We start from the raw sequence: 19,470 nt of genomic DNA, 5'->3' as shown, positions 1-19,470 counted from the left end.
GGTCGGCCGAAACGCTCCCGCAACGCGGGTGTGACAGCATCTCCCGGTGACCGACGCCCCTCTCCCCGTGCCGCACAGCCGATTCGAGGACGTCTTCGGCCTCGTGACCGGCGCGTTCGTCGTCTCGCTCGGCCTGTTCCTGCTCCGCGCGAGCGAGGCGGTGACCGGCGGGACCGCGGGGCTCGCGCTGCTGCTGGGCTACGTCGTGCCGATCCCGTTCGGCGTGATCCTCGTGGTGGTCAACCTGCCGTTCCTGGCGCTCTCGCTCTGGAAGAAGGGCTGGCGCTTCACCCTTCGGACGATGTCCTCGATCGTGCTGGTCTCGGTGCTCGCCGGGCTGCACCCGCTCGCCTTCGGGACGCTCCGGATCGATCCGGTCTACGGGGTGCTCACCGGCGACGTGCTCGCGGGGATCGGCCTGCTCATCCTGTTCCGGCACGGCTCGAGCCTGGGCGGCTTCAGCATCCTGGCCCTCCTCGCGCAGGAGCGGCTGGGCTGGCGGGCCGGCTACGTGATGATGGCGCTCGACGCCTGCGTGGTCGTCGCGGCGCTTCTGGTGGTGCCGCCGCTGAACGTGCTGATCTCGGCCGCGGGCGTCGTGGTGCTGAATCTGGTGCTCGCCTTCAACCACCGGCCCGGGCGCTACCTCGGTTCCTGAGCGGCGCAAGCCCTCGACCTGCGGCCGTCGGTTCTTAGGCTGGACCCAGGCGCGCGACTGCCGCGCCCGAACGGAGAACCGGATGTCCGACTGGAACTACGACCCCTACGCCCGCCTCGGCGAGGTGCCGACCTTCACCCTCGAGAGCGACGACATCAGCGACGGCGCAGCGCTCGCCCCGCGCCACTACGGCGAGGGCTCGGGCGGCGAGGACGTCTCGCCGCAGCTGCGCTGGTCGGGAGCGCCCGCCGAGGCCAAGAGCTTCGCGGTGACCGTGTTCGACCCGGACGCGCCGACCGGCTCGGGCTTCTGGCACTGGGCGGTCTACAACCTGCCGGCCGACACCACCGAGCTGCCGACCGGCGCAGGGGCGGCCGGCTTCGAGCTGCTGCCCGCGGGCGCGCAGACCCTGCCGAACGAGGTGCGGCTGCGCCAGTTCATCGGAGCGGCGCCGCCGGACCGCGAGCACCGCTACTTCTTCGTCGTGCACGCCCTCGACGTCGAGGAGCTCGAGCTCGACCCGGAGTCGACGCCGGCGATCCTCGGCTTCAACGTGCACTTCCACACGCTCGCGCGTGCGGTGCTGGTCGCGACGGCGACCCCGGACGGCGCGAAGGGCTGACGACGGCGGGTCTCGATACGCCGCTTCGCGGCTACTCGACCAGCATGCAGCTTGCTGATCGAGTAGCCCTCGCAGAGGGCGTATCGAGATCCGCGCTACCCGAAGAGGGTGCGCGCCTCCTCGTAGCGGGAGTCGGGCACCGTCTTCAGGGTGCCGAGGGCCTCGGCGAAGTCGACGTGGTAGATGTCGGTGCCGCGCAGGGCGACCATGCGGCCCCAGTGCTCGGCGACGACGGAGTCGGCGGCGGCCATGCCGAGGCGGGTGGCGAGGACGCGGTCGAAGGCGCTGGGGGTGCCGCCGCGCTGGATGTGGCCGAGGGTGGTGGCGCGGGTCTCGATGCCGGTGCGGTCCTCGATCATCGGAGCGAGCATCTCGCCGATGCCGCCCAGGCGCGGGCGGCCGAAGGCGTCGAGGCCGCGCTCGGAGTGCGCGTCGTCCATCGAGTCGAGCGAGAAGCCCTCGGCGACGACGACGAGCGGGGCGCGCCCGCGGTCCTGGGCGCTCTGCACCCACTCGACGATCTGCTCGATCGAGGTCTTCTTCTCCGGGATGAGGATGACGTGCGCGCCGGCGGCCATGCCGGAGTGCAGGGCGATCCAGCCGACGTGGCGGCCCATGACCTCGGCGACCATGCAGCGGCCGTGCGAGTCGCCGGTGGTGCGCAGGCGGTCCATCGCGTCGGTCGCGATGCCGACGGCGGTGTCGAAGCCGAAGGTGTAGTCGGTGGCGCCGAGGTCGTTGTCGATCGTCTTGGGGACGCCGACGATCTTGAGGCCCGCGTCGGTGAGGCGCTTCGCGGCGGCCAGGGTGCCCTCGCCGCCGATCGCGATGATCGAGTCGATGCCGTTGCGGTCCATCATCTCGGCGATCTTCTCGGGGCCGCCGTTGTCGCCCTCGAAGGGGTTCGTCCGGCTCGTGCCGAGGATCGTGCCGCCCTGCTTGGCGATGCCCTGGATCTCGGGCCGCCCGAGGGGGAGGAGGTCGCCGTCGACCACTCCGCGCCACCCGTTGCGGAAGCCCACGAATTCTTGGTCGTACACCTTGATGCCCTTGTACACGGCACCGCGGATGACGGCGTTCAGCCCGGGGCAGTCGCCCCCGGAGGTCAGGATCCCGATCTTCACCCGCTCAGAGTAGAGGACGCGGGAGAGCGCTCGAGGCACCCGTTCGGGCAGGTCCCGGCGGGCCGGCCGTTCGAGCGCCTCTGAGCGGGTACGACGAAGGGCCCCTCCTCGCCGCCTCGAGGAAGGGCCCTTCGTCGTTCAGGGACTAGAGAGTGTCAGTGACTAGTTGGCCTGGCTGGTGTTGACGACGCCGTTGACGCCGGCGGGGAAGAATCCACCGGAGGTCGCGGCCTTGCTGTTCAGGTAGACGACGTTCAGGACCTGGCCGGGGTTGCGGCTGAAGGCGATGCCGTTGGCGTCGGTGGGCTGGATGTTGGCCTGCCCGTCGACCTTGACGCCCTGGTCGTCGTCGGTGGGGCCGTCGAGGCTGTCGCGCGCGTCGGACAGCTTGCCCGCCTGCACGTCGAGTCCGGCGCCGTAGATCGCCGAGCGGATGGCACCGGCGTGGTACGCCTCGACCGCGAGGATGCCGGCGGCCGCCTCCAGGTAGAGCTTCGACTGGATGAGGGGGGCAGCGCCCTTGTAGGCGGTGACTCCGACGTCCTCGAAGACGAAGGCGCCGAGCAGGAAGTTCTGCTCGTTGAGGAACGGGTCGAACGTGCCGCCCGCGGGGATGAGGCCGGCCGCGGCTGCCGCCGCGTTGAAGCTGGCCTCGAGGTTGATGGAGGGGCGGGCGACGGCGGCAGCGCCGAGCTGGCCGCGAAGGAACTTGACGTGCGCCTTCTCGTCGTTGGCGACCTCGCGGGCGAAGGACTTCAGCCACGGGGTCTTGAACGGGACGGCGCGGCCGCCCTTGACGCCGCCGAGCTTGCCGGTGCCGCCGGTGTCGCTGCTCGCGAGGCCGGAGCCGGTGACGGCGCGGAGGTAGAACTCGGCCTCGAGGTACTCGAGGTTGAGCGCGAAGTTGAGGACGGCGGCGTCGCCGGGGCCCTCAGCGGCGACCTCTTCGGCCGAGGCGGCGGGGGCGGAGGCCAGGGCCGCCGCTCCGATGCCGAGTCCGGCGACGCCGGTGGCCTCGAAGAAGCGGCGACGGTCGAGAGCCGTCTCCGAGCTCCTGACGATCGCGTTGCGGATGAATGTGGTGTCGAACATGTGCGCATCTCCAGTGATAGGCGGTTGGCCGGGCTGACGGACTGTGCCGCGACAGCGCGAAACTACGCCCGGTATCGGGGCGCTGCCTAGCGGAATCGGGGGATCCAGATTGCGCATGTGTTCTTCCGGGTTGAACCAATCCGGGCGGGGCGCCGCTCCGAACACGTCGTGGATGGCAGTTCTGCGGGAGGCCTAATCAGGGCGGGGATCGACCGGTCCCGGCGGGTGTCGGCGGCCGCGGCTACCATCGCAGCGTGTCGTCCGTCCTCCCCGCTCCCGTGCCGTTCCTGGCCACGGTCTACGCGCCCGCCGTGCCGGTGAGCCTCGCGCTCACACTCCGCACGCTGCTGCGCGGCTCGGGCGACCCGACGATGCTGATCGACGCGACCGGCTTCTGGCGCGCGTTCCGCACGCCGCTCGGCCCCGGCACGCTGCACCTGCGGCAGGCGGCCGACGGTGCCGTGCACGCGCGGGCCTGGGGCGAGGGCGCGGAGTGGCTGATCGATCACGTGCCCGAGCTGCTCGGCCACGGCGACGACTGGAGCGCGCTCGATCTCTCCGCGCACGGCCCGCTGGCCGAGGTGCTGCGCCGCTCGGCGGGGCTGCGGCTGACCCGGGCCAACCTCGTCTTCGAGATGCTGGCGCCGTCGATCCTCGAGCAGAAGGTCACCAGCACGGAGGCGTGGCGCGCCTACCGCGCGCTGGTGCGGCTGCACGGCGAGCCGGCTCCCGGGCCGGTGGCGCTGCACGTGGCGCCGTCGGCCGAGCAGTGGCGCCGGGTCCCGTCCTGGGACTGGCACCGGGCCGGCGTCGACCCGCGGCGCTCGCGCACCGTGCTGACGGCGGCGCTGGTGGCGAAGGGGCTCGAGCGCACGCTGGCGCTCGGCCGCGGCGGCGAGGTGGTGGCGCAGCGCCTGCAGTCGGTGCCCGGCATCGGGCCGTGGACGGCGTCCGAGGTGATGATGCGGGCCCACGGCGACCCGGACGCGGTGAGCGTGGGCGACTACCACCTGGCCGCGGCGGTCGGCTTCGCGCTGACCGGTCGCCTCGGGGTCGACGACGACGGGATGCTCGAGCTGCTCGAGCCGTGGCGCGGGCACCGGCAGCGGATCATCCGCCTGATCGGCACGAGCGGCGCCCGCAAGCCGCGGCACGGCCCGCGGATGACGATCCAGGACCACCGGTGGCACTGATCCGCCGAGTGCTCTGATCCGCCGCATGCTCTGAGGCGGTCCCGGTCTCAGGCGCCGAGCGCCTCCAGCACCGCCATCGCCGCGTTGTGGCCGCCGATCCCGGAGACCCCGCCGCCTCGGCGCGCGCCCGCGCCGCAGAGCAGCACCCGCGGGTGCTCGGTGGCGACACCCCAGCGCTGGGCCGGGGTGTCCAGCGGCTCGTCGTCCTCCGCGAACGGCCAGGACAGCGGTCCGTGGAAGATGTGGCCGCCGGGCAGGCCGAGGCTCTCCTCCAGGTCGCGGGTCGTCCGGGTCTCGATGCAGGGGTTCCCGTCGGCGTCCAGGAGCAGCAGGTCGCGGATCGGCTCGGCGAGCACGGAGTCGATCGAGTCGAGGACAGCGGTCTCGAGCTGCTCGCGCGTCGGAGCGGCGTCGCCGGTCAGCAGCCGGTCGGGGACGTGCAGGGCGAAGACGGTGAGCGTGTGCGCGCCGCTCGCGGCGAGCTCCGGCGAGAGGATCGTCGGGTCGGTCAGCGAGTGGCAGTAGATCTCGCAGGGGATCGGCGAGGGGAGGCGGCCCTGCTCCGCCGCGCGGTGGGCGTCGTCGAGCTGGTGGTAGCCCTCGTTGACGTGGAAGGTGCCGCCGAAGGCCGCCTCCGGGGCGACGCTCTCGTCGCGGAGGCGCGGCAGGCGGCGCAGCACCAGGTTCACCTTCACCTGAGCGCCCTCGGGGCGTGGGACTGCCGGGCGCACGGCCTCGCCGCTGCCGCCCAGCAGCCGGTCGAGGACGAACGGGGCGACGTTCGAGAGCACGAACCGCGCCCGCACGCGGCGGGTCCGCGGTCCGCGGCGGTAGACGACCTCGCCCGCCGGGTCGACGCTCGTCACCTCGGCGCCGGTCAGGATCCGGGCGCCGGCGTTCCGGGCCGCCCGCTCCAGCGCGCCCGAGACGCTGCCCATGCCGCCGACCGGGACGTCCCAGTCGCCGGTGCCGCCGCCGATCACGTGGTAGAGCAGGCAGCGGTTCTGCGCGAGGTCGGTGTCGCCGGCCCTGGCGAAGGTGCCGATCAGCGCGTCGGTGAGCAGGACGCCGCGCGCCGCGTCGCCCGCGATGTTCCGCTCGATCACCTCGCCGATCGGCCGCTCGATCATCGCCCGCCAGATCGCGTCCTCGCCGACCAGCCGCCGCGCCTCCTCCCGCCGCAGCAGCGGCTGGGTGAGGGTCGGCCAGAGCGCGCGCGCCAGCCGCGAGGTGTGCCGGGAGAAGTCGGCGAAGGTCTCGGCGTCCTCCGGCGTGCCCATCCGCGCGAAGGAGTCCGCGGTCGCCAGGGCGTCGCCGGTGTCGACGAGCAGTCCGCGCGTCGGATCGGCGGGGTCGGGCGTGTAGGAGGAGTAGCGGCGGCGCACGAGCGGCACGTCGACCCGCAGATCGGCGAGGATCGACGGCGGCAGGAGGCTGACGAGGTAGGAGTAGCGGCTGAGCCGCGCCTCGACGCCGCGGAACGGGTACTCCGAGACGGTCGCGCCGCCCGCGCGCGCCCCGCGCTCGAGGACGAGGACGTCGAGTCCGGCCTGGGCGAGGTAGGCCGCCGCGACCAGGCCGTTGTGACCGGCGCCGACGATCACGACGTCGACCGAGGGATCGACCGCTGCGGGGGTGTCGGAGCGCAGCGGGCCGGGCGCGGTGCCGCTGCGCTCGGTGAGGTCTCGGGTGCGGTGCCTGTCGCGTCGGGCCATGGTTCCCAGTCTGGCGCGCGGCGGTCAGGGCTCGTCGCTGCGCAGCGCCTCGGTGACGAACTCGCGCAGGGAGAAGAGGATCTCCTCGCTGGAGCGGCCGCTCGCCTCGACGAGGCGGCCGGTCAGCCAGGTGAGGCAGATCACCGCGGCCCCGGCGACGTCGGAGGAGGTGGGGACGACGACGCCGTCCTCGTCCAGGACGCCGTTCTCGATCGGGCTCAGCGCGCGCTCGAGGACGGCGCGGTTGACGGTGCCGGTCGCCTCGCCGTCGTAGGAGGCGGAGCTGTCGATCAGGGCCTGCGCCGCGATCATCGCGGCGCGGGGGATGGGCAGCGGATCCATCGGGGTCTCCGATCGGGAGCGGGAGTGTCGGGTGCGCCCCATGGTGCTCCTCCGCCGGGCTCGCGTCCATCGCCCCTCGACGAGGGTCGTCCACAGCGGCAGTTCTCCGTCGAGTGTCCACAGACGGGGCGACACGACCGGCCGTCGCGCCGCCTCGGGCATAGCCTCGGGGGATGGAGAAGTCGACGCCCTCAGCCGTGCCCGGGAACGACCCGGAGCAGGACGAGACGATCGACCCGCAGGACGAGACGAGCGCTGAGCCGGACGAGACGGGCGAGCCGGACGAGCCGGCCGAGCACGACGAGAAGATCGACCGGCACGCCCTGAGCGACACCGGCCAGTACCAGACCGGCATGGCGCTGCGGCTGCCCCGGCAGAAGCCCGAGTTCGACGTCGAGGCGCCGATCCTGTCCCGCGTCGAGGCGCTGGTGCGCCGCTGGCTGGTGCGCAGCCGCGCGTTCCCGGTCGACCCGGCGGCCCAGCGCCTCGCCGGCGTCCTGCAGGACCCGAACGGCCTCGACTTCACGGTCGGCTTCGTCGACGGGGTCGCCCGCCCGGAGGACCCGGTGGTCGCGGCCGAGAACCTCGCCGCGCTGACCGCGAAGACCCCCGCGTTCCTCCCCTCCTACCTGCGCGCCGCGGTCGCGACCGGCGGCGCCGTCGGCCCGGTGCTGCCATGGGTCGTCGTCCCGGCGGCCCGCCAGGTGCTGCGCAGGATGGTCGGCCACCTCGTCGTCGACGCCTCCGACGCCCGGCTCGGCTCGGCGATCCGCCGGCTGCGCGAGGGCGGCGACCGCCTCAACCTGAACCTGCTCGGCGAGGCCGTGCTGGGCGAGCGCGAGGCCGACCGGCGCCTCGAGGGCACCCGGCGGCTGCTCGAGCGCGACGACGTCGACTACGTGAGCATCAAGGTCTCCAGTATCGCCAGCCAGCTCTCGATGTGGGCGTTCGACGAGGCCGTCGACCGCGTCGTGCAGCGGCTGACCCCGCTCTACCAGTTCGCCGCGGCGAGCCCGGAGCCGAAGTTCATCAACCTCGACATGGAGGAGTACAAGGACCTCGACCTCACGGTCGCGGTGTTCCGCCGTCTCCTCGAGCAGCCGGGGATGCAGCAGCTCGAGGCAGGGATCGTGCTGCAGGCGTACCTCCCCGACGCCCTCGGCGTGCTGGTCTCGCTGACGGAGTGGGCGACCGAGCGCCGGCGGCTCGGCGGCGCGCCGATCAAGGTCCGCGTCGTCAAGGGCGCGAACCTCGCGATGGAGCGGGTGGACGCGGCGATCCACGACTGGCCGCTCGCGACGGTGGGCAGCAAGGCCGAGGCCGACACGAACTACAAGCGGCTCCTCGACTACGCGCTGCGGCCCGAGCGGACGGACGCGGTCCGGATCGGCGTGGCCGGTCACAACCTCTTCGACATCGCCTGGGCCTGGATCACCGCGAACGAGCGCGGCGTCGCCGACGCGGTCGACATCGAGATGCTGCTCGGCATGGCGACCGGTCAGGCGCGCGCCGTCCGCGAGGACGTCGGCCGGCTCCTGCTCTACACGCCGGTCGTGCACCCGCGCGAGTTCGACGTCGCGATCTCGTACCTGATCCGCCGCCTGGAGGAGAACTCCAGCCCGGAGAACTTCCTCTCGGCCGTCTTCGAGCTCGAGGACGAGAGCGTGCTGCAGCGCGAGCTCGGCCGCTTCCGCGCCTCGCTCGAGGCGCTCGACGACACGGTGCCGACCCCGAACCGCACCCAGGACCGCCTCCGCGAGTGGGCGTCGGGCTCCGGTGTCCGTCTCGTGCGCGAGCACGCCGGCGCCGGCGCGCGCGTGCAGGACCCGGCCGCCGAGGGCCTCACCGAGGCGGTGCTGGGGCTGCGCCGCGGCTCCGGGGCGACCGCGGCGACCAGCGCCTTCCGCAACGAGCCCGACACCGACCCGGCGCTGCCGGGCAACCGCCGCTGGGCCCGGCTGATCACCGACCGCATCGCGCGATCGACCATCGGCACCCTCGCGGCCGACCGCGCCCGGATCACCGACGCGGCGGAGCTGCAGGAGCTGCTGCGCCGGGTCGCGCTCCGGGCGGAGCGCTGGGGCGAGCGCCTCGGCTACGACCGCGCCGCGATCCTCGACCGCGCGGGGCTCGCCCTCGCGGCGAACCGCGACCGGCTGATCGAGGTGATGGCCTCCGAGACCGGCAAGACGGTCGCCGAGGCCGACCCCGAGGTGTCGGAGGCGATCGACTTCGCCCACTACTACGCCACCCGCGCCCGCGAGCTGGACGCCGTCGGCGGCGCCACCTTCGTGCCCGAGCGGGTCACCGTGGTCGCGCCGCCGTGGAACTTCCCGGTCGCGATCCCGGCCGGCTCGATCCTCGCGGCGCTCGCCGCGGGCTCCGGAGTCGTCGTCAAGCCGGCCCCGCAGGCCCGGCGCTCGGCCGCGGTGCTCGTGGAGGCGCTCTGGGACGCTGGGATCCCGCAGGACCTCGTCGCGCTCGTCGACCTCGACGAGGAGACGCTCGGCCGCGCCCTGATCACCGATCCGCTGGTCGACCGGGTGCTGCTCACCGGCTCCTACGAGACGGCGAAGCTCTTCCGCTCCTGGCGACCCGACCTGCCGCTGCTCGCCGAGACCAGCGGCAAGAACGCGATCGTCGTCACCCCGCACGCGGACTACGACCTCGCCGTCGCCGACATCGTGCGGAGCGCCTTCGGGCACGCCGGGCAGAAGTGCTCGGCCGCCTCGCTCGTGATCCTCGTCGGCTCGGTCGCCCGCTCGAAGCGGTTCCGCGCGCAGCTGGTCGACGCCGTGACGTCCCTCCGCGTCGGCTGGCCGAGCGACCCGGCCGCCGCGATGGGCCCGCTGATCGAGAAGCCGACCGGCAAGCTCGCGCACGCGCTGACCACCCTCGGCGCGGGGGAGTCCTGGCTCGTCGAGCCGAAGCGCCTCGACGACACCGGGCGGCTGTGGTCGCCGGGTGTGCGCGAGGGCGTCACCGAGAACAGCTACGCCCACCTCACCGAGTTCTTCGGCCCGGTGCTCGGCATCATGCACGCCGCGACCCTCGAGGACGCGATCCGCCTGCAGAACGCCACCGACTACGGCCTCACCGCCGGGCTGCACTCGCTGCACTCGGACGAGCTCGCGCTCTGGCTCGACTCGGTCGAGGCCGGCAACCTCTACGTGAACCGCGGCATCACCGGCGCGATCGTGCGCCGCCAGCCGTTCGGCGGCTGGAAGCGCTCCTCGGTCGGCGGCGGGGCGAAGGCCGGCGGGCCGAACCACCTGATCGGGCTCGGCTCCTGGAAGCCCTCGCCGGCCCGCCCGTCGACGACCCTGCACCTCCGGGGCCTGGACGACCGCGCCCGGCAGTTCATCGAGGCCGCGCAGTCCTCGCTGCAGTTCGAGCAGTTCGACCTGCTGCGCCGCTCGGCGCTCTCGGACCAGCTGGCCTGGGCGACCGAGTTCGGCGTCGTCACCGACATCTCGAAGGTCGGCGTGGAGCGCAACCTGTTCCGCTACCTCCGGGTGCCGGTCGCCGTGCGGCTGGCCGACGGCGGCGACCTCGGCGAGCTCCTCCGCGTCATCGCCGCCGCGCTGCTCGTGCGGGCACGCCTGGACGTGTCGACGTCGATCCCGCTGCCGCCCAAGGTCGCCGGGATGCTCGCCGGCGACGAGCTGCTCGAGATGGCGGGCCTGGCCCCGAAGGTGGTCGTCGAGTCCGACGCGCAGTGGCTCGCCCGCGCCGCGGGCGGCCGGATCACCGCCTCGCGGATCCGGATCGTCGGCGACATCGTCTCGGACCGGGTCGACGAGTTCGGCGGACCCCAGGGCGGCACCGCGCCGTCGCTCGGCCCGGACTCCTCGATCGAGGCGCTGCAGAGCGTCCGCGACTCCACTCGCTCCTTCACCGACGTGGTCAGCGGCATGACCCGCGGCAGCACCGGCAAGCCCGTCCCGCTCGTGCGCGCGGACGGCTCGCGGGTGCCGCTGTCGACGGCGCTCGCCGAGGCGCTCGGTGGCTCGCCCGACGTCGCCATCTACGCCGACCCCGTCACTCCGGCCGGCCGGGTGGAGCTGCTGCCCTTCCTCCGGGAGCAGTCGATCTCGATCACCAACCACCGCTTCGGGGCGCCGATCGACCTGTCCGACGACGTCGTCTGAGCTGTTTTCCGAGCCGCCCCCTGTGCGGCTCGGCGCGGTCGGCTCGCGAGGGGGGCGCGTTCCAGGGAGCGGGGTGCGTTCGGCTTCGTGGATTCGCTGGCACGCGAATCCGCGGGTCGCCTCGTGCGTGGTCGCCGATCTCGGAGGCGGGACGTCGCACAGTCCTTCTCGCTTGCTTACTTGTCGCGGCAACAAAGCGGTAGGGTGGGGGGATGGATGACGGGGGAGCGGCGGGTGCCGACGGCACGCGCTGGCTCACGGAGGAGCAGCTGGCGGCGTGGCTGCGGTTCGTCGCGGTGGTCGAGCTGCTGCCCGGCGCGCTCGACACCCAGCTTCAGCGCGACGCGGCGCTGACGCACTTCGAGTACATGACCCTCGCGATGCTGTCGGAGGCGCCCGACCGCGCCCTCCGGATGACGACGCTCGCCGCCCGCACGAACGCCACCCTCCCGCGGCTCTCGCACGTCGTCACCCGGCTCGTCGCCCGCGGCTACCTGGAGCGCCGGCCGTGCCCGACCGACGGGCGCGCGACCAACGCCGTGCTCACCGACGCCGGGCTGCAGAAGATCGTCGACACCGCCCCGGGTCACGTCGCGACGGTGCTCGCCGACGTCATCGACCCGCTCGACGCCGAGCAGATCCCGCAGCTCGCCGACATCATGACCCGGATGCTCACCCGCCTCGATCCGGAGGGCCGGATGACCGTCGACGCCGTTCGCTCGGCCCTCGGCGATCCCGGCCGGCAGGACGGCGAGGACCCGGCCGACCGCGACTGCTGAGCCCGCGGCGGGCGAGGGCGTCTGGCGGGCGGAACGGCCGCGTGCCATCCTCGTCCCGTGCGCTACACGACGACGCTCTTCCAGGTGGGCAACAACACCGGCATCGAGGTGCCGCCCGAGGTGCTCGACGTGCTCGGCGGCGGCAAGCGGCCCGCGGTGAGCGTCGTCGTCAACGGCTACGCCTTCCAGGGCACGGTCGGTGCGATGGGCGGCCGCGCGCTGATCTCGTTCTCGGCGGAGAAGCGCGCCGCGTCGGGGCTGGCCGGCGGGGACGCCATCGAGGTCGACCTCGAGCTCGACTCCGCCCCGCGCACGGTCGCCGTGCCGGAGGACCTCGCCGCCGCGCTCGACGCGGCCGGGGCCACCGCCGCCTTCGACGCCCTCTCGCCGAGTGCGCGGAAGGCCCACGTCACCGCCGTCGAGGGCGCCAAGGCCGCCGAGACGCGCGCCCGCCGCGTCGCCGCGGTCGTCGCGAAGCTCGGCTTCTGACGCCGGTGGATCTCGATACGCCCGCTGCGCGGGCTACTCGATCAGCATGAGGCGGAGGGGTGGGGCGTCCGCCCCCGGAGTAGTCACAGCGGCTGACGCGCGCTCCGTCACGCGGTCGATAGGCTGCCGATCGGCGCGCCACGGGGGAGTGCCGCAGGGCGCACGGGCGCCGGAGTCGGGGGACAGACATGAATGCGGTTCGACGATGGGTGTTCCCGATCCTCTGGCTGGTGGTCATCGGGGCCGTCGCGGTCGCGCTGGTCAAGATCGCGTTCTTCCCGGACGGGTCCGCCGAGGCCGACCCGACCGTCCCCACCGGTGAGCTGACCGAGCCGACCGTCGTCGTCGGCCGCGGCACCGTCACCAACGACCTCACGCTGCAGGGCACCGTCGCCGCCGACCCGGCCGTGCCGGTCAAGGCGACCGCCGTCGGCACCGTCGACGACGTCTACATCACCCAGGGCGCCACCGTCGCCTCGGGCGACCTGATCTACGACATCCGCGTCGAGACCGTGCGCGATCCCGTCGAGACCACCGGCGCCGACGGCCTGGTCACCGTCACCCAGCCGCCGCCCTCCGTCCGCTTCGAGCGCGTCTACGCGCCGGCCGCCGGCGTGCTCAGCGCCCTCGGCGTCATCCACGACCAGGCCGTCGTGGTCGGCGAGGTCACCGGCCAGGTCGCCCCGCCGACCTACGCCGTCACCGGCTCGATCGACGCCGAGCAGCTCTACCGGATCCAGAACCGGCCGACCGAGGCGCAGATCGCCGTCACCGGCGGCCCGGCCGCCTTCACCTGCACCGGGCTCACCATCACCACCCCGCTCGCCGGCGAGGGCGAGACGCCCGCGGGTGAGACCGGCGGCACGGGCGCGACCGGCGGCTCCGGCACCAGCTTCCGCTGCCAGGTCCCCGGCGAGGTGACCGTGTTCCCCGGCCTCGCCGCCACCGTCACCCTCGCGGGCGGCCTCGCCGAGAACGTGCTCGTCGTGCCGACCACCGCCGTCGAGGGCACCGCCGAGTCGGGCGTCGTCTACCGCCTCGCCGAGGACGGCTCGACCGAGGAGGTCCCGGTCACCCTTGGCCTCACCGACGGGATCAGCATCGAGGTCACCGGCGGCGTGGACGAGGGCGCCGAGATCCTGCAGTTCGTGCCGGGCGCCGCCGCGAGCGAGGGCGAGCAGCTCGAGGGGAACTGCGTGACCAACGCCGACGGCTCGGTGTACTGCTCGTGACGGACGGGCTCGTGACCGACGGGAAGCGCACGATCCTGCGACTCGAGGGGATCCGCAAGGTCGTCCCCCTGCCCGACGCACCCCCGCTGACCATCCTCGACGGCGTCGACCTGGAGGTCGGCGAGGGCGACCACGTCTCGGTCGTCGGCCGCAGCGGCTCCGGCAAGTCGACGCTCCTGAACATCCTCGGCCTGATCGACGAGCCGACCGAGGGGCGGATGCTGCTCGAGGGGAAGCCCACCGAGACGCTCTCCTCGCGGGCCCGCGCACGGATCCGCGGCGGCAGCATCGGCTTCATCTTCCAGCAGTTCAATCTGCTCGAGGGCCGCACGGCCCGCGAGAACGTGATGACGCCGCTGCTCTACGCGACCGGCACCGAGTTCTGGCGGCGGGCGTCGCTGGCCGCCGAGATGCTGGAGCGGGTCGGGCTGGGGCACCGGGTCGACTCGATGCCCGGCCGGATGTCCGGCGGCGAGCAGCAGCGGATCGCCATCGCGCGCGCGCTGGTGCGCCGTCCGCGGCTGATCCTCGCCGACGAGCCGACCGGCGCGCTCGACACCGACACCGGGGAGAGCGTGATGAGCCTGCTCGACGAGATCGCCCAGGAGTCCGGCTCGGCCCTGGTCACCATCACCCACGATCCCGCGATCGCGGCCCGGGCGGAGCGGCACTACCGGCTCGATCACGGCAGGCTCAGCGCCTCGACGTCCGCGACCGCCGCTCCCGCGACGAGCTCGGGGCGGCACTGATGGGCGGCCTCACCGGCGTCGTCGGCGCGATCGTCGAGGCGTGGACCGAGCTGCGGATCCACCGCGGCCGCGTGCTGCTCTCGCTGATCGGCGTGGCGGTGGCCGTCGCGGCGCTCACCGGCGTCGTCGCCGCGGGCGGGATCGGCCGGCAGGCGAACATCGAGGTCTCGGAGCGCAGCGGCGGCCGGCCCGCGAGCCTGTACATCAGCGCCTACACGACCGGCCCCGAGGGCGTCGTCGACCCGGTCGTGATGCAGAACGCCTGGGAGAAGGTGCTCGAGCGCTACCGCATCGAGTACGCGAGCCGCACGACGTACGGCGGCACCCGCGTCCAGTTCACCGACGGCGCGGTCGACGTCGGGATCACCGCGGTCGACCAGCCCTACGCGGAGATGCACCGGGTGGAGCTGACGAGCGGCAGCTGGTTCGCCGAGGGCGACGAGCGGCGGCTCGCTCCCGCGCTGGTGGTCAACGAGGTCTTCTGGGACCGCCTCGGGCGCCCGGACCTGCGGACGCACCCGACCGCGACCCTCCTCGGCGGCGAGCACGACACGACCGCGGTCGTGATCGGGGTGACGCCCTCGAACCAGTACGACACCACTCCGAGCGCGATGATGCTCGTCGACGCCTACTCGGCCGTCGCGCCCGAGGCGGACCCCGCGTTCGGCGGGCCGCAGCTGCCGAACTACGAGATGTGGGTGCCGCTCGAGATCGCGGACCCGCTGATCGAGGCCGTCAAGCGCGACGTCACCGCGGCGCTCGGCCCGGGCTTCGAGGCGGACGTCTACCGGCAGGACTACCTCAGCTACGACTCCGACCCGTTCGCGGTGCTGACCTGGGTGATCGGCGGTGTCGCCGGCCTCGTGCTGGCGCTCGGCGCGCTCGGGCTGCTCAACATCGCGCTCGTCACCGTGCGGCAGCGGATCCGCGAGATCGGCATCCGGCGCAGCTTCGGCGCCTCCTCGGGGCGGATCTTCTTCTCGATCATGATGGAGAGCGTCGTCGCGACGGTCGTCGCCGGCGTGGTCGGCGTGACGATCGCGGTGATCCTGGTGACGAATCCGTGGACGGTCGCGCTCGTCAAGGAGAACGGGATCAGCGACATCCCGCCGTTCCCGGTCGAGGCGGCGCTGCTGGGGCTCGGGGCGGCGACGCTCGTGGGCGCGCTGGCCGGGCTCGTGCCCGCCATCGTGGCGGTCCGGGTGAAGGTGATCGACGCGATCCGGTACTGAGCGCCGGAGGCGCGTGCCGGCTCAGGGCAGGGTGAGCACCAGCTCGTCGCCGTCGCGCTCGACGCCCGCGTCAGCGTAGTGCGGGATCCGCGGGAGCCCGCGGGTGGTCTCGGACTCGTGCGCGCCGACGACGACGACGCGCATGCCGGCGGCGAGTCCCGCGAGGATCCCGGCCTCGGCGTCCTCGAAGACGATCGCGTCGGCCGGGTCGACCCCGAGGAGTCCGGCGGCGGCGAGGTAGCCGTCGGGGGCGGGCTTGCCGTGCACGACGTCGTCGGCGGTGACGACGGCCTCGGGAGAGGGGACGCCGGCGGCGGCGAGCCGGCCGGCGGCCAGCGCGGGGCTCGCCGAGGTGACCAGCGCGACGCGGTCGCGGGGGAGCGCGGCGAGGAAGGCGACGGCGCCGGGGATCTCGACCGTCCCCTCGGTGTGCTCGAGCTCGTAGGCGTTCAGCTCGTCGACGATCCCGGCGACGTCGCTGCCCGCGGGGGCGAAGCGGCGGACGCTGTCCTCCGCGCGGACCCCGTGCACGGCGCCGAGGATCAGGTCGGCGTCGAGCTCGAAGCGCTCGGCGAAGGAGCGCCAGATCGTCTCCACCACCGCGGTGGAGTCGACGAGGGTGCCGTCCATGTCGAAGAGCAGGGCGCGGGCGCGGAGGAGGTGCGGCATCCGTCCATCCTGGCGGAGGCGGCCGCACGGCGTCCGCTCAGGCGCGGCAGAGGTCGTGGCAAGGCCGCGTCCAGGTGCGACCGGGGATCGCGGCGATACGCTCGTCTCCGATGGCGGGCAGAGCGCCCGAAGGGGAGCGGAGGACGCGATGACGGACGACCAGGGCGGCAACGAGCACGGCGACGACCGGAACGGCGAGCAGGAGCGGGGCGGTGCCTCGGCCTCCGGACCGCGCGCCGGCTGGTACCCGGATCCCGCGGGCTCGCCGCGCCAGCGCTGGTGGGACGGCCAGGGCTGGACCGACTCGCTGCGCGACGCCCCCGCCGCGGCTCCCGCCGCCCCGACCCCTCCCGCTGCCCCGACCCCTCCCGCTGCGCAGGGCGCACCGCAGCCTCCCGCGGCGCCGCAGCCGCCGATCGTGCCGCCCGTCTCCGGCCCCGCCTACGGCGAGACCTCGAGCGGCCAGGCCACGAGCTACGGCCAGTCGGCGTCCGGCCAGTCGGCTCCGGAGCGTGAGATCCCGCAGCAGCCGCGGTACGGCGAGCAGACGCCGCAGCAGCCGTACGCTCAGCAGCCCCAGTACGGCCAGCAGCCCCAGTACGCTCAGCAGCCGCAGCACGGCCAGCAGCCGCCGCAGGAGTACAGCCAGCAGTACCCGCAGCAGTACGGCCAGCAGCCCGGCCAGCAGCCCGCCTACGCCGGTCGCCCCGCGCCGCAGCCGCGCGACCCGAGCATCGTCACCAGCACCCCGTGGATCTGGGTCGTCGTGCTCCTGCCGCTGCTGTCGGCGCTGTCGATCTTCCTGCTCTCACCGGGCGCCATCGCCGACTCGGCGGTCTCGTCGACTTACGGCCCGCGCGCTTCGATGGGGATGTCGACCGCCTACCTCGTCGGGCTCGGCGCTGTGCAGGTCGTCGGCTTCCTGATCTACGCGGCCGAGGTCGTCTTCGCGTTCCTCGACTATCGGCAGCTGAAGAAGGCCGGTGTGCAGCGCCCGTTCCACTGGGCCTGGGCGTTCCTCGTCGCTCCGTACGTCTACGTGATCGGCCGCAGCGTCGTCGTGAAGCGCGTGACCGGCGGCGGACTGCTCCCGCTGTGGATCTTCCTCGGCGTGGTGGCGGTCTCCTTCATCATCGCGATCGGCTGGACCGCCGCGCTGTTCTCGGAGATGATGCAGACGTTCCCGAGCTCGGGACTCTGATCCTTCGCGGGACTCTCGCCCGCTGAGATCCGCGAGACCGGGGGAGGCCCACTGTGATCAACGGCGACGTGTCGTTCTGGTGGGCCTCCCTCGGTCGTTCCACGCCCCGGGCCGCCCTGCCCGGTCCGCTCGACGTCGACGTCTGCATCGTCGGCGCCGGCTACACCGGCCTGTGGACGGCCTACTCGCTCGCGAAGGCCGACCCGTCGCTGCGGATCGCGATCCTCGAGCAGCGCTTCGCCGGCTTCGGCGCCTCCGGTCGCAACGGCGGCTGGCTGACGAACGAGATCACCGGCGGGGTCGCCTCCTACGCACGGACGCACGGGAGCGAGGCGGTCAACCGCTTCCAGCTCGCGATGAACGAGACGGTCGACGAGGTGATCGCGGCCGCTGCGGCCGAGGGGATCGACGCCGACATCGTCAAGGGCGGCGAGTTCCAGGTGGCGCGCGGCGAGGCGCAGCGGGCCCGGCTCCTGGCCACCGCGGCGGCGGCCCGGGCCCGCGCGCACACCGACGTCGAGCTGCTCGACGCGCGGGAGACGACCGCGCGGATCGCGGTCAGCGGCGCGTCGGCCGGCCTCTGGCATCCGCACTGCGCGCGCCTGCACCCCGCGAAGCTCGCGGCCGGGCTCGCCCGCACGGTCGAGGCGCTCGGCGTGCGGATCTTCGAGGACACCCGGGTGGAGGAGATCCGACCCGGCGCGGCCGTCACACCCCGCGGGCTCGTCCGCGCGCCGATCGTGCTGCGCGCGACCGAGGGCTTCACCGCCGGGCTCTCCGGGCACCACCGCGAGTGGCTGCCGATGAACTCGTCGCTGATCGCGACCGAGCCGCTCGCGCCCGAGGTCTGGGACGAGATCGGCTGGGCCGGCCGCGAGACGCTCGGCGACGCGGCGCACGCCTACATGTACGCGCAGCGGACGGCCGACGACCGGATCGCGATCGGCGGGCGGGGCGTGCCCTATCGCTTCGGCTCCCGGATCGACCGCGACGGGGCGACCGATCCGCGCACGGTCGGCCGGCTGCGCGAGATCCTCGAGCGGTTCTTCCCGGTGCTGCGCGGCGTCGGGATCGAGCACGTCTGGTCCGGCGTGCTCGGTGTCCCGCGCGACTGGCACGCGACCGTCGGGCTCGACCGCGCCACCGGCCTCGGCTGGGCGGGCGGCTTCGTCGGCACCGGGGTCACGGCGACGAACCTCGCCGGGCGGACGCTGCGCGACCTCGTGCTCGGCGAGAGCACGCCGCTCACCGAGCTGCCGTGGGTGGGCCACCGGGTGCGGCCGTGGGAGCCGGAGCCGCTGCGCTGGCTGGCGGTCACGTCGCTCTACCGCGCCTACGGCCTGGCCGACGCGGCGGAGGCGCGGGGCCGGGCGACGACGTCACCGCTGGCGACGATCGCCGACGTGGTCGCGGGCCGCTCGCACTGAGGCGGGAGCGCTCTTGCTAGGCCTCGCCGCGCTGGATCAGGCGGGAGAGCACGATCGCGGAGCGGGTGTGGTCGACGTTCGGCGCGATGCGCACCTTCTCGAGGGCGAGCTCGAGGCTCGGGATGTCGCGCGAGCGGATGTGCACGATCGCGTCGGCCGAGCCGGTGACCGTGCCCGCGTCGACGACCTCGGGCACGGCCGAGAGGATGCGGCGCAGCTCGTCGGGGGCGACCGTGCCGCGGCAGAACAGCTCGACGTAGGCCTCGGTGGCCATGCCGTCGACGGCGGGGTCGACCTTGATCGTGAAGCCGCGGATGACGCCGTCGGCCACCAGCCGATCGACCCGGCGCTTCACGGCGGACGCGGACAGCCCCACGACACCGCCGATGTCGCCGTAGCCCGCGCGGGCGTTCTGGCGCAGCAGATCGAGGATCTTCCGATCGATGTTGTCCATGCGTCGAGCCTAGGGGCGGGGTCGGAGCCGCGCCGGGCACCGCGGGATCACGGCGGGTCCGCGCCTGATCGTGGATACGCCCTGCGGGCTACTCGACCAGCATGAAAGGCGCGCCTCGGGAGCGGTTCAGCGCTTCATGCTGATCGAGTAGCCCGCGCAGCGGGCGTATCGAGATCCACCAGCGTCAGAAGGACGAGTCTGCAGAACCGCCCTGCTGATGACGGTGGGTCTCGATACGCCCCTGCGGGGCTGCTCGACCAGCATGCAGGCGGGTGTCTCTTCCCCATGGATCCGCGGTGGTCGGGAAGGGGCGCCTCCGTGAGGGGTCGGCGTTGCATGCT

The 19,470-nt window shown here is 73.5% G+C and carries 17 protein-coding genes; 11 read left to right on the top strand and 6 right to left on the bottom strand.

Going from position 1 to position 19,470, the window contains the following annotated elements; genetic code table 11:
* The first annotated feature begins 46 nt into the window (after window positions 1-46).
* A complete protein-coding gene (locus EDF35_RS03140) occupies window positions 47-658 on the top strand; it encodes a YitT family protein (RefSeq protein WP_132434816.1) in 612 nt (203 codons plus the stop codon).
* Between the two features lie 82 nt (window positions 659-740).
* On the top strand, window positions 741-1,280 hold the full coding sequence (locus tag EDF35_RS03135; protein ID WP_133960702.1) for a YbhB/YbcL family Raf kinase inhibitor-like protein: 540 nt from the start codon (window positions 741-743) through the stop codon (window positions 1,278-1,280).
* 95 nt (window positions 1,281-1,375) lie between these two features.
* On the opposite strand, the gene EDF35_RS03130 is transcribed toward EDF35_RS03135, so the two are convergent.
* The gene (locus EDF35_RS03130) at window positions 1,376-2,404 is read right to left on the bottom strand and encodes a 6-phosphofructokinase (protein WP_123701816.1); all 1,029 of its coding nucleotides are present in this window, start codon (window positions 2,402-2,404) and stop codon (window positions 1,376-1,378) included.
* 162 nt (window positions 2,405-2,566) lie between these two features.
* A complete protein-coding gene (locus EDF35_RS03125) occupies window positions 2,567-3,496 on the bottom strand; it encodes a ferritin-like domain-containing protein (RefSeq protein WP_123444885.1) in 930 nt (309 codons plus the stop codon).
* Window positions 3,497-3,750: 254 nt separating this feature from the next.
* Between EDF35_RS03125 and EDF35_RS03120 the strand changes: the two genes are divergently transcribed.
* Window positions 3,751-4,689, top strand: a complete 939-nt coding sequence (locus EDF35_RS03120) for a DNA-3-methyladenine glycosylase (RefSeq protein ID WP_133960701.1) — start codon at window positions 3,751-3,753, stop codon at window positions 4,687-4,689.
* 47 nt (window positions 4,690-4,736) lie between these two features.
* Here EDF35_RS03120 and EDF35_RS03115 read toward each other — a convergent pair whose 3' ends face one another.
* Both EDF35_RS03115 and EDF35_RS03110 read right to left on the bottom strand, forming a co-directional pair.
* The gene (locus EDF35_RS03115; RefSeq protein WP_166673989.1) at window positions 4,737-6,404 is read right to left on the bottom strand and encodes an NAD(P)/FAD-dependent oxidoreductase; all 1,668 of its coding nucleotides are present in this window, start codon (window positions 6,402-6,404) and stop codon (window positions 4,737-4,739) included.
* Between the two features lie 24 nt (window positions 6,405-6,428).
* Window positions 6,429-6,746: a hypothetical protein gene (locus tag EDF35_RS03110; protein ID WP_123701821.1), complete on the bottom strand. Its 318-nt coding sequence runs from the start codon at window positions 6,744-6,746 to the stop codon at window positions 6,429-6,431.
* Between the two features lie 173 nt (window positions 6,747-6,919).
* Here EDF35_RS03110 and EDF35_RS03105 point away from each other — a divergent pair, with 173 nt between their 5' ends.
* From EDF35_RS03105 to EDF35_RS03080, 6 genes are all read left to right on the top strand, one after another.
* Window positions 6,920-10,897, top strand: a complete 3,978-nt coding sequence (locus tag EDF35_RS03105) for a bifunctional proline dehydrogenase/L-glutamate gamma-semialdehyde dehydrogenase (RefSeq protein ID WP_243839824.1) — start codon at window positions 6,920-6,922, stop codon at window positions 10,895-10,897.
* A 212-nt stretch (window positions 10,898-11,109) separates the two neighbouring features.
* A complete protein-coding gene (locus EDF35_RS03100; protein ID WP_133960700.1) occupies window positions 11,110-11,676 on the top strand; it encodes a MarR family transcriptional regulator in 567 nt (188 codons plus the stop codon).
* Window positions 11,677-11,733: 57 nt separating this feature from the next.
* Window positions 11,734-12,165 carry a DUF1905 domain-containing protein gene (locus tag EDF35_RS03095; RefSeq protein ID WP_133960699.1) on the top strand — a complete coding sequence of 144 codons (432 nt, stop codon included), beginning with the start codon at window positions 11,734-11,736 and terminating at the stop codon, window positions 12,163-12,165.
* Between the two features lie 209 nt (window positions 12,166-12,374).
* On the top strand, window positions 12,375-13,397 hold the full coding sequence (locus EDF35_RS03090) for an efflux RND transporter periplasmic adaptor subunit (RefSeq protein ID WP_133960698.1): 1,023 nt from the start codon (window positions 12,375-12,377) through the stop codon (window positions 13,395-13,397).
* Window positions 13,398-13,408: 11 nt separating this feature from the next.
* A complete protein-coding gene (locus tag EDF35_RS03085) occupies window positions 13,409-14,146 on the top strand; it encodes an ABC transporter ATP-binding protein (RefSeq protein ID WP_123733543.1) in 738 nt (245 codons plus the stop codon).
* The gene (locus EDF35_RS03080) at window positions 14,146-15,378 is read left to right on the top strand and encodes an ABC transporter permease (RefSeq protein WP_133960697.1); all 1,233 of its coding nucleotides are present in this window, start codon (window positions 14,146-14,148) and stop codon (window positions 15,376-15,378) included. Before EDF35_RS03085 ends, EDF35_RS03080 begins: the two co-directional genes overlap by 1 nt.
* Before the next feature lie 21 nt (window positions 15,379-15,399).
* Here the strand turns inward: EDF35_RS03080 and EDF35_RS03075 are convergent, their stop codons facing one another.
* On the bottom strand, window positions 15,400-16,047 hold the full coding sequence (locus EDF35_RS03075) for an HAD-IA family hydrolase (protein ID WP_123733395.1): 648 nt from the start codon (window positions 16,045-16,047) through the stop codon (window positions 15,400-15,402).
* A gap of 148 nt (window positions 16,048-16,195) precedes the next feature.
* Here EDF35_RS03075 and EDF35_RS03070 point away from each other — a divergent pair, with 148 nt between their 5' ends.
* Together EDF35_RS03070 and EDF35_RS03065 are read left to right on the top strand one after the other, a co-directional pair.
* Window positions 16,196-17,248, top strand: a complete 1,053-nt coding sequence (locus EDF35_RS03070; protein WP_166673988.1) for a DUF2510 domain-containing protein — start codon at window positions 16,196-16,198, stop codon at window positions 17,246-17,248.
* A 53-nt stretch (window positions 17,249-17,301) separates the two neighbouring features.
* Window positions 17,302-18,675: an FAD-dependent oxidoreductase gene (locus EDF35_RS03065; RefSeq protein ID WP_133960695.1), complete on the top strand. Its 1,374-nt coding sequence runs from the start codon at window positions 17,302-17,304 to the stop codon at window positions 18,673-18,675.
* Window positions 18,676-18,691: 16 nt separating this feature from the next.
* Here EDF35_RS03065 and EDF35_RS03060 read toward each other — a convergent pair whose 3' ends face one another.
* A complete protein-coding gene (locus tag EDF35_RS03060) occupies window positions 18,692-19,129 on the bottom strand; it encodes an Lrp/AsnC family transcriptional regulator (RefSeq protein WP_055786568.1) in 438 nt (145 codons plus the stop codon).
* Between the last annotated feature and the right edge of the window lie 341 nt (window positions 19,130-19,470).

The sequence above is a fragment of the Rathayibacter sp. PhB151 genome (assembly GCF_004366415.1).
Taxonomy (GTDB): domain Bacteria; phylum Actinomycetota; class Actinomycetes; order Actinomycetales; family Microbacteriaceae; genus Rathayibacter; species Rathayibacter festucae.
This window is presented reverse-complemented; position numbering and strand designations above follow the sequence as displayed.